The organism is Bradyrhizobium sp. STM 3809 (assembly GCF_000239795.1).
Taxonomy (GTDB): Bacteria; Pseudomonadota; Alphaproteobacteria; order Rhizobiales; family Xanthobacteraceae; genus Bradyrhizobium.
The window spans coordinates 1-8,524 of sequence record NZ_CAFJ01000718.1 but is presented as its reverse complement, the minus strand read 5'-3'; the positions used below and the strand labels follow the sequence as shown (position 1 = coordinate 8,524).

The window sequence follows — 8,524 nt, the reverse complement described above, 5'->3', positions numbered from 1 at the left end:
GCTGGCGGGTGCGCGCTATGCGGCGTTCCGCAAGGGGCCGCTGACGATCGCGGCAGGGACGGCGGGCGCCTTCTTCAAGACCGATCCGCGACTCGCCAGCCCGGATATCCAGATCCATTTCATCCCGTTCTCGACCGACAGGATGGGCGAGAAGCTGCACACCTTCTCGGGCTTCACCGCCTCGGTGTGCCAGCTCAGGCCGGAGAGCCGCGGCTCGCTGCGGATCCGAAACGCCGACCCGGCAACCCCGCCCGAGATCCGGATCAACTATCTGGCGAGCGAAACGGACCGGCGTGCAAACATCGACGGCCTGCGGATCCTGCGGAAAATCCTGGCGGCCCCCGCGCTGAAGCCGTATGTGTCGGATGAAGCCTATCCGGGGTCCAAGATCGTGAGCGACGACGACATCCTGGCCTATTGCCGGCAGACCGGCAGCACGATCTACCATCCGACCTCGACCTGCCGGATGGGGACCGATGCGCTGGCCGTGGTCGATCAGCGCCTGCGCGTGCGCGGCATCGACGGTCTGCGCGTCGTCGACGCCTCGATCATGCCGGACCTGGTTTCGGGCAACACCAATGCGCCGGTCATCATGATCGCGGAGAAGGCCTCCGACATGATCTTGCAGGACGCGCGCTGACGCAGGAATGAGTTCGTGACACGTTTCCGGATCGGCACCCGCAAGAGCACGATGGCCCTGGCCCAGACCGAGGAGATCGCGCGCCGGCTGCAGGCGGCGATCCCGTCGCTCGATATCGAGATCGTCAAGTTCGAGACGACGGGCGATTCCGACCAGACCAGCAAGCTGCTCACCCATGGCGGCAAGGGCGGCGCGTTCGTAGCCGAGATCCGCCGGGCGATGCTGGACGGCAAGCTGCATGCGGCGATGCATTCGCTCAAGGACATGCCCGGCAATGAGGAGACACCGGGTCTGGTGATTGCGGCGCTGCTGTCGCGCGATCCGCCGGGTGATGTGCTGGTGCTGCGCAAGGGACTGGCGCTGGAGGACTTTCGCAAGGATGGCGGCCGCGGCTTCAAGATCGGCACCAATGCGGTGCGCCGGGCGGCCTATGCGCGGCGGCTGTTTCCGAATGCCGAGCTGATCCATTTCCGCGGCGCCGCCGATACCCGCATCCGCAAGCTCGACAATGGCGAACTGCAGCGGCTGCCGGGCGGCGGCGCGGTGGGGCCGGCGGATGCGCTGATCATGGCGCGGTCCGGGCTGGAGCGGGTCGGGCTGGCCGAGCGCGCCTCCTATGAATTTCCGGTTGCCGACATGCTGCCGGCGGCCGGGCAGGGCATCGTCGCGGTCGAATGCCCCGCGGCCGACTTCGAGACGCGGCGCATTCTGGCGACCATCGACGACGCTGATGCGCGGACCTGCGCGGATGCCGAGCGCGAGGTGCTGTGGGTGCTCAACGGCCACTGCAACTCGCCGATCGCAGGTTTCTCGACCATCGACGGCGCGCAGTTGACGCTGACCGCCTCGGTGCTCGACGAGGATGGCGGCCGCTTCATCGAGGCCCAGCGGACCGGCCCCGTCGATCGTCCGCGCGAACTCGGCCGGGCGGTCGGGCTCGAATTGCTGGCCAGCGGCGCGGCCGCGCTGATCGAGCGCAGCCGGCCGCGCTAGGTCGTCAACCCTTGTAGGCGCGCACCCGCGCCAGCATCTGTTCGACATGGGCGATCGGGGTTTCCGGCGTGATGCCGTGGCCGAGATTGAAGATGTGCCGGCCGCCTGCATAGCTCGCCAGCACGTCGTCGACCGCCTGGTCGAGCGCCGCGCCGCCGGTGATCAGCGCCAGCGGATCGAGATTGCCCTGGACGGCGACCTTGCTCTGCACCCGCTCGCGCACCAGGCCGGGCTCCGCGGTCCAGTCGATGCTCACGCCGTCGACGCCGGTCTCGGCGACGTAGCCGGGCAGCAGCGCGCCGGCGCCGCGCGGAAAACCGATGATCTTGGCATCGGGCCTGACCTTGCGCACGCCCGCGACGATGCGCCGCGTCGGCGCTACCGACCAGCGGGCGAATTCGCGCGGCGACAGCACGCCGGCCCACGTGTCGAAGATCTGCAGCGCGTCGGCGCCGGCGTCGAGCTGCTTCAGCAGATAGGCGATGGAGCTGTCGACCAGCGCGTCGATGATCTTTTGGAATGCATCCGGGTGGCGATAGGCGAGCAGCCGGGCCGGCGCCTGGTCGGGCGTGCCCTGGCCGGCGACCATGTAGGTCGCGACCGTCCATGGTGCACCGCAAAAGCCGATCAGCGCCGTGCTCTGCGGCAGCGCGCTGCGGACACGCCGCAACGCCTCGAACACGGCTTCGAGCTTGGAGAGGTCGGCCTGTCCGGACAGCGTCGCGATCTTCTCCGGCGTATCGAGCGGATCGAGCCGCGGACCTTCGCCGACCTCGAAGCGGACGCTGCGGCCGAGCGCATGCGGGATCACCAGAATGTCGGAAAAGATGATCGCGGCATCGAAGCCGAAGCGCCGGATCGGCTGCAGCGTCACCTCGGCCGCGAGCTCCGGATTGAAGCAGAGATCGAGGAAGCCGCCGGCCTTGGCGCGCACCTCGCGATATTCCGGCAGGTAGCGGCCGGCCTGTCGCATCATCCAGATCGGAGGCACGCTTTGGCGCTGACCGGCGAGCACGTCGATGAAAGGCTTGTTCACGGCAGTCTGACTCACGCTGGCGCTCCGCAACCCCGAGGGAACAGTTTACCGTCCGTGATACATGGCCCGACGGTTCCGGCCAAGCGCATATCGGTTCGGGATCGCGGGCAGATGTGCGCCCGTCGGTGGCCGCGCGGCTGGTGCGCCGGGGAACGGGCCTTTCTCCGCTGCGTTGTCGCTGTACAGGGAGGTCGATCATGGCTGAGAAATTCAATCCCGCGCCGCCCGACAAGCATGCGGTCGATCCGCGCGAAGCTGTTCGTCTCGATCGCGAGGCTGCAACCCAGCTCGACAAGGGACTGATGGACACGTTTCCCGCATCCGATCCGGTGAGCCTGCAGCAGCCCTCGACGACGCGGGTGAAAGCGGCTGACCGTGACACACAGGCGCAGCGGACCTCGTCGTTGTGGGAGAAGGTCAGGTCGGTGTTCGCCCGCTGAGCCAATCGCAAGCGGGCGAGCGCCGGTTGGCCTTTCAAGTGCGTAGTTATACCGCCGCACCCGTAATCTTACGGACGGATCGCGGAGGTTTCCGACATGGAACATTTCAGAGATAGCTAAGGTTTCGGTGAGATTCTCCCGTGATCCGGAGAGTCCCGCTGAATGGACGTTGGAGCGACCAAAGTCGGCCCGAGCCGCCTGCCGCTGTGGGCGGCTGGTGTCCTTGCGCTCGTCTGCAGTGCGATCCTCGCTTTCAGTGGATGGAGCGAGTGGACATCCCGCAATGCCAAGCTGCACGGCGCCGAGGTCGACCTCGGGAATCTCGCGAGATCGCTGACTCAGCACGTCGAGGACACGTTCGAGCTTGCGGATTCCTTGCTGCGCGGCGTCGTCACTGCGCTTGAGACCGACGACGGCAAGCCGGGTGCGATCGAGCGCTTGCAGACGATCCTGAAAGCGCGAAAGGCGACGCTCGGCCGCATCCGCGGCATCTTCGCCTATGGCGCCAACGGCGATTGGCTCGCGACGACCGAGGATGTCACGCTCGCCAACTACAACAATGCCGACCGCGACTACTTCACCCATCACCGGACGTCGGCGGACCGCTCGCTGCTGATCGGCCGGCCGGTGCAGAGCAAGTCGGGCGGGCAGTGGGTGATCACGCTCTCGCGACGCTGGAACCACGCCGACGGCAGTTTCGGCGGCGTGGTGCTCGCGACCATCGACGTCGCCTATTTCGCCGAGTTCTACCGGCAGTTCGACGTCGGCCCTGAGGGCACGATTAGTCTGATGAGCCGCGAGGGACTGGTGCTCGCGGACAATGCCGAGCCGGATCCCAGCCGGCTTGGCCGGCCGGTCCTCGAAGCCATCCCCTATCACCCGAGATCCGGCACGATGCGCTTCCGCCGCGCCGGCGAGGAATCGGATCGCATCGCGTTCTATCAGCACGCGCAGCGCTACCCGTTCCTCGTTCTGGCCACGCGGACGGAAGCAGAGGTGCTTGCCAGGTGGCTGCGCGATGCCACCGTGCGGTTCACCGTCCTGCTCAGCCTGCTCGCGCTGGTGGTCGCGATCGGCATCTTCCTCGTCAGGCAGCTCCTGGAGCGCCAGCAGCTGGCCGCGGCGCTCGCCGCCAAGGAGGAGAACTTCCGACTGCTCGCCGAAGGCTCGAGCGACATCGTGACGCGCATCGAGCTCGACGAATGCATCGGCTATGTCTCGCCCTCGACCTCGCGCGTGCTCGGCTGGCATCCCTCGCAGCTGCTCGGCAAGCGCGCCGTCTCCGGTGTGCACCCGCTCGACCGGCCGCAGCTGCAGGAGATTCTCGATCAGCTCAGGCGAGGCATCGCGGACGAGGCGCGTGTGACCTACCGGATGCGGCGGCGCGACAAGTCCGAGATCTGGGTCGAGGCCACGGTCCGCGCCACCCGCCGGCCGGATGGCGAGCTCGACGGCTTCGTGGCGGTCACGCGCGACGTGACGCAGCAGAAGGCCTTGCAGGGCCGGCTCGAGACGCTGGCCATCGAGGACAGCCTCACCGGGCTGGCCAACCGCCGCCGCTTCGACGAGCGGCTGCTGGAGGAGTGGGGCAGAGCCTATCGCGAAAAGACCTCGCTGGGCCTCCTGATGATCGACATCGACCACTTCAAGGCCTTCAACGACACCTATGGCCATCCGGCCGGCGACGAATGCCTCCACACGGTCGCCAGCGTCCTCGCCGACGAGGCGCAACGCAGCTCGGACCTGGTCGCCCGCTACGGCGGTGAGGAGTTCGCCATCCTGCTGCCCAACACCGACGCCGAGGGATGTGTCCGGCTCGGCGAGCGCATCCGGCGGGCACTGCATGCCGCCGGTCTCGTCCATGCGCAAAACCCGGCCGGCATCGTGACGGCCAGCATCGGCGGCGCCGTCTGCCGTCCGGGTCTGGAACGCTCCGCCGGCCCGGCCTCGCTGATCGAAGCCGCCGACCACGCGCTCTATCTGGCCAAGGATGGCGGCCGCGACCGCATGGTGATGGCGGGCGAGGTGGTCGAGCTGCCGTCGAGCAAGGCGCCGGCGACCATTCCGGCCTGAGATCGCCGCAGGCTCAGTAGTGCGGCGGCGGCTCATTGCGCGGCCCCTCGGCATTGCTCTGGGCATCCTCGAGCCGCTCGACCAGCAGCGCGATCTGCCGCTTCAGGGCGTCGATCTCGCGCCATTGCGCGGTGATGGTCTGGTTCAGCGTCTCGATCGTGTCGTCCTGGAAGGTCAGCCGCATCTCGAGCCGGTCGATCCGCTCGGTCAGCTCCTGATCCGATTGCTCAGAGTTGCTCATCGCCTGCGCCCTCCGCTTGGCCCTGGCCGGCTGCGGCGGCGTGCTGGCGCAGCCCGTGGCCGAGCGCGACCCGCTCATCGAAGACGAAGCAGCCGCCGCGCCAGCGGCTCTCGGCCTCCGGGATGTCCTCGAGATATTTCAGGATGCCGCCCTTGAGGTGGTAGACCTCGGAAAACCCGCGCGCCAGCAGAAGCGCGCTCGCCTTCTCGCAGCGGATGCCGCCGGTGCAGAACATCGCGATCCGCTTGTGCCTGGCCGGATCGAGCGCGCGAGAGGCGAAATCCTTGAACTCGCCGAAGCTGCGCAGGCCGGGATCGACGGCGCCTTCGAAGGTGCCCATCGCCACTTCGAACGCATTGCGCGTATCGAGCACCAGCGTATCCGGTGCGGCGATCAGCGCGTTCCAATCCGCGGGACCGACATACGTCCCGACCTGCCGCGTCGGGTCGGCCAGGGGATCCCCGAGCGTCACGATCTCCCGCTTCAGCCGGACCTTCAGCCGCTGGAACGGCATTGCTGCAGCCTGGGAGAATTTCAGCTCCAGATTGTCGAGCCGGCCGGCGAACGACGCTCCTCGTCGAAACTCCTGGACCAGGGCCGCGATCGCCGCGTCCGTGCCGGCGACCGTGCCGTTGATGCCTTCTTCCGCGAGCAGAATGCTGCCCTTGATACCGCACGTCGCACAGAAGTCCTGCAGCGGCGCGCGCAGGTCGCGAAAGTCCGGCAGTGCTACGAACTGATAGAAGGCGGCGACGGTCAGGGGCATGCGGCCGTTTACCAGCAGACCTGACCATAGAAAAGCTGGTATCCCTGGCCATTGCCCCGCCCGGAAGGAATGTGCGATGTAGCCGGCCAGCACTGGCATTCCAGCCACCACACGGTCACGCAGCGAGCCACGATGAGAAGCTTCCATTTCCCCGGCAGGTCCACGGTCCACGCCCAGAACGGAATGATTGCCACCTCGCACCCGCAGGCAGCTCTCGCCGGGATCGAGGTGCTGCGCGCCGGCGGCACGGCGGCCGACGCGGCGGTGGCGGCCTGCGCGCTGCTCGGGGTGATCGAGCCGCAATCGACCGGCATCGGCGGTGACTGCTTCGCGCTGGTGCAGCCGAAGGGCGAGGGCCGGATCATGGCCTATAACGGCTCGGGCCGGGCGCCCGCCGCGGCCACCGTGGACTGGTACCTCGAGCGCAAGATCCACTCGGTGCCGCTGACCTCCGCGCATGCCGTGTCGGTGCCGGGGTCGGTCGACGCCTGGGACCGCATCCTGCGTGACCACGGCCGGCTCGGCCTCGACCGGCTGCTGCAGCCGGCCATCCGCGCCGCCGAGGACGGCTATGTGGTGGCGCCGCGCGTCGCCTTCGACTGGAACAACCAGTTCGAGAAGCTCAAGAACGGCACCAACACCGCGCGCTACTTCCTGCCGCGCGGCAAGGCGGCCGTCGCCGGCGACGTGATCCGCCAGCCGGAACTCGCGCAGACCCTGCGCGTCATCGCCAAGGAGGGGCCGAAGGGCTTCTACACCGGCGCCGTCGCCGAGGACATGGTGCAGACGCTGCGCGGCATTGGCGGCCTGCACACGCTGGAGGATTTCGCCAATCATCAGACCGAGGTGACCTCGCCGATCGGTACCGCCTACAAGGATTACGACGTCTGGCAGTGCCCGCCGAACGGCCCGGGCATCACCATGCTGGTGATGCTCAACATCCTGTCGCGCTTCGACCTGACGCGGATCGATCCGCTCAGCGTCGAGCGCTTCCACCTCGAGGCCGAAGCCGCGCGTATCGCCTACATGATGCGCGAGCAGCACATCGGCGATCCCCAGCACATGACCACCGAGGTCGCGAGCATCCTCGCCAAGGAGTTCGCCGACGAGTACATTTCGCAGATCAGCCTCGACAAGCTGCTGGACCTGCCGAACGTCGCGCCGCCGATGAACCCGGAGACGGTGTACATCACGGTGGTCGACCGCGACCGCAACGTCTGCTCCTTCATCAACTCGATCGCGCATTCCTTCGGCTCGGCCATCGTCTCCAACGAGACCGGCGTGCTGCTGCAGAACCGCGCCGGCGGCTTCCGCATCCAGCCGGGCCATCCGAACTGCATCGGCCCGGGCAAGCGTCCGCTGCACACCATCATCCCCGCGCTGGCCACCAAGGCCGGCCGAGCGCAGATGTCGTTCGGCGTGATGGGCGGCCAGTATCAGCCGGTCGGCCAGACCCACGTGCTGACCAACATCCTCGACTATGGCTGCGACGTGCAGGAGGCGATCGATATGCCGCGCGGCCTGCATTACGAGGGCGTCTATCAGCTCGAGGATGGCGTACCGGCCGAGGTCGTCGAGGGGCTGCAGCGGATCGGCCACAAGACCACCAAGGTGGTGTCGCCGCTCGGCGGCGGCCAGGCAATCTGGATCGACTGGGACAAGGGCACGCTCACCGGCGGCTCGGACCCGCGCAAGGACGGCTGCGCGCTGGGATATTGAGGCGGGCGCGTATGTCGTCGCGCGCCGCCCCGTAGGGTGGGCAAAGGCGCGCCGGTATCTATCGGGTGTGGCATGTTCTCTCCCGCGCCGTGCCCACCATTCGCACTCCGCGCTCGCTGAAAGACGGTGGGCACGCAGCCGCCCTGCGGGCGTCCGCTTTGCCCACCCTACGGCGCCCCTCGATCGTCGCGCGCCAGCCCGTAGGGTGGGCAAAGGCGCGCCGGGATCTATCAGTTGCGACTTGCTCTCTCCCGCGCCGTGCCCACCATCCGCGCACGCGCTCGCTGAAAAGCGGTGGGCACGCCGCCGCCCTGCGGGCGTCTGCTTTGCCCACCCTACGGCCGCTCCGAACCTCGCGGTCGTCCCGGCCTTGAGCCGCGACCCACACCCCTGGAAGCGGTTTGAGGCGGCCTGGTCATTGGCTTTTGTGCCCTTCACGACTGCTGCGGCGTATGGATCCCGGATCGGCGCATCGCCGCGCTGACGCGCGTCGATGCTTGTCCGGGACAACGGCGGTGGTTTTGGCGGCGAGACGGGTCGATCAGAGATGAGGATGGCATCACGTTCTCGCGGCCGATGACGCCCGAGTTGTCCGCTTGGTCCGTCCCTCGCGATC

The 8,524-nt window shown here is 67.8% G+C and carries 9 protein-coding genes; 5 read left to right on the top strand and 4 right to left on the bottom strand.

What is annotated here, in order from left to right; translation table 11 throughout:
- Both BRAS3809_RS31010 and hemC read left to right on the top strand, forming a co-directional pair.
- A partial coding sequence (locus BRAS3809_RS31010; RefSeq protein ID WP_035659658.1) for a GMC family oxidoreductase occupies positions 1-640 on the top strand: 640 nt, incomplete at its 5' end.
- Between the two features lie 15 nt (positions 641-655).
- Positions 656-1,633: a hydroxymethylbilane synthase gene (gene hemC, locus BRAS3809_RS31005; RefSeq protein ID WP_035659656.1), complete on the top strand. Its 978-nt coding sequence runs from the start codon at positions 656-658 to the stop codon at positions 1,631-1,633.
- A 4-nt stretch (positions 1,634-1,637) separates the two neighbouring features.
- On the opposite strand, the gene hemE is transcribed toward hemC, so the two are convergent.
- The gene (gene hemE / locus BRAS3809_RS31000; protein ID WP_035659662.1) at positions 1,638-2,684 is read right to left on the bottom strand and encodes a uroporphyrinogen decarboxylase; all 1,047 of its coding nucleotides are present in this window, start codon (positions 2,682-2,684) and stop codon (positions 1,638-1,640) included.
- 182 nt (positions 2,685-2,866) lie between these two features.
- Here hemE and BRAS3809_RS30995 point away from each other — a divergent pair, with 182 nt between their 5' ends.
- Complete coding sequence (locus BRAS3809_RS30995; protein ID WP_008965962.1) at positions 2,867-3,109, top strand: hypothetical protein; 243 nt, start codon at positions 2,867-2,869, stop codon at positions 3,107-3,109.
- A gap of 162 nt (positions 3,110-3,271) precedes the next feature.
- Entirely contained in the window at positions 3,272-5,182 is a 1,911-nt protein-coding gene (locus BRAS3809_RS30990; RefSeq protein ID WP_008965961.1) for a diguanylate cyclase, read from the top strand.
- 13 nt (positions 5,183-5,195) lie between these two features.
- On the opposite strand, the gene BRAS3809_RS30985 is transcribed toward BRAS3809_RS30990, so the two are convergent.
- Positions 5,196-5,423 (bottom strand): SlyX family protein, encoded by a 228-nt coding sequence (locus tag BRAS3809_RS30985; protein ID WP_008965960.1) that lies wholly within the window; start codon positions 5,421-5,423, stop codon positions 5,196-5,198.
- Entirely contained in the window at positions 5,410-6,189 is a 780-nt protein-coding gene (gene trhO / locus BRAS3809_RS30980; RefSeq protein ID WP_008965959.1) for an oxygen-dependent tRNA uridine(34) hydroxylase TrhO, read from the bottom strand. Before trhO ends, BRAS3809_RS30985 begins: the two co-directional genes overlap by 14 nt.
- 132 nt (positions 6,190-6,321) lie before the next feature.
- Here trhO and ggt point away from each other — a divergent pair, with 132 nt between their 5' ends.
- The gene (ggt, locus tag BRAS3809_RS30975) at positions 6,322-7,908 is read left to right on the top strand and encodes a gamma-glutamyltransferase (RefSeq protein ID WP_035659653.1); all 1,587 of its coding nucleotides are present in this window, start codon (positions 6,322-6,324) and stop codon (positions 7,906-7,908) included.
- Positions 7,909-8,342: 434 nt separating this feature from the next.
- Here the strand turns inward: ggt and BRAS3809_RS37185 are convergent.
- On the bottom strand, positions 8,343-8,524 hold a 182-nt coding region (locus tag BRAS3809_RS37185), incomplete at its 5' end, for a hypothetical protein (RefSeq protein ID WP_210161122.1).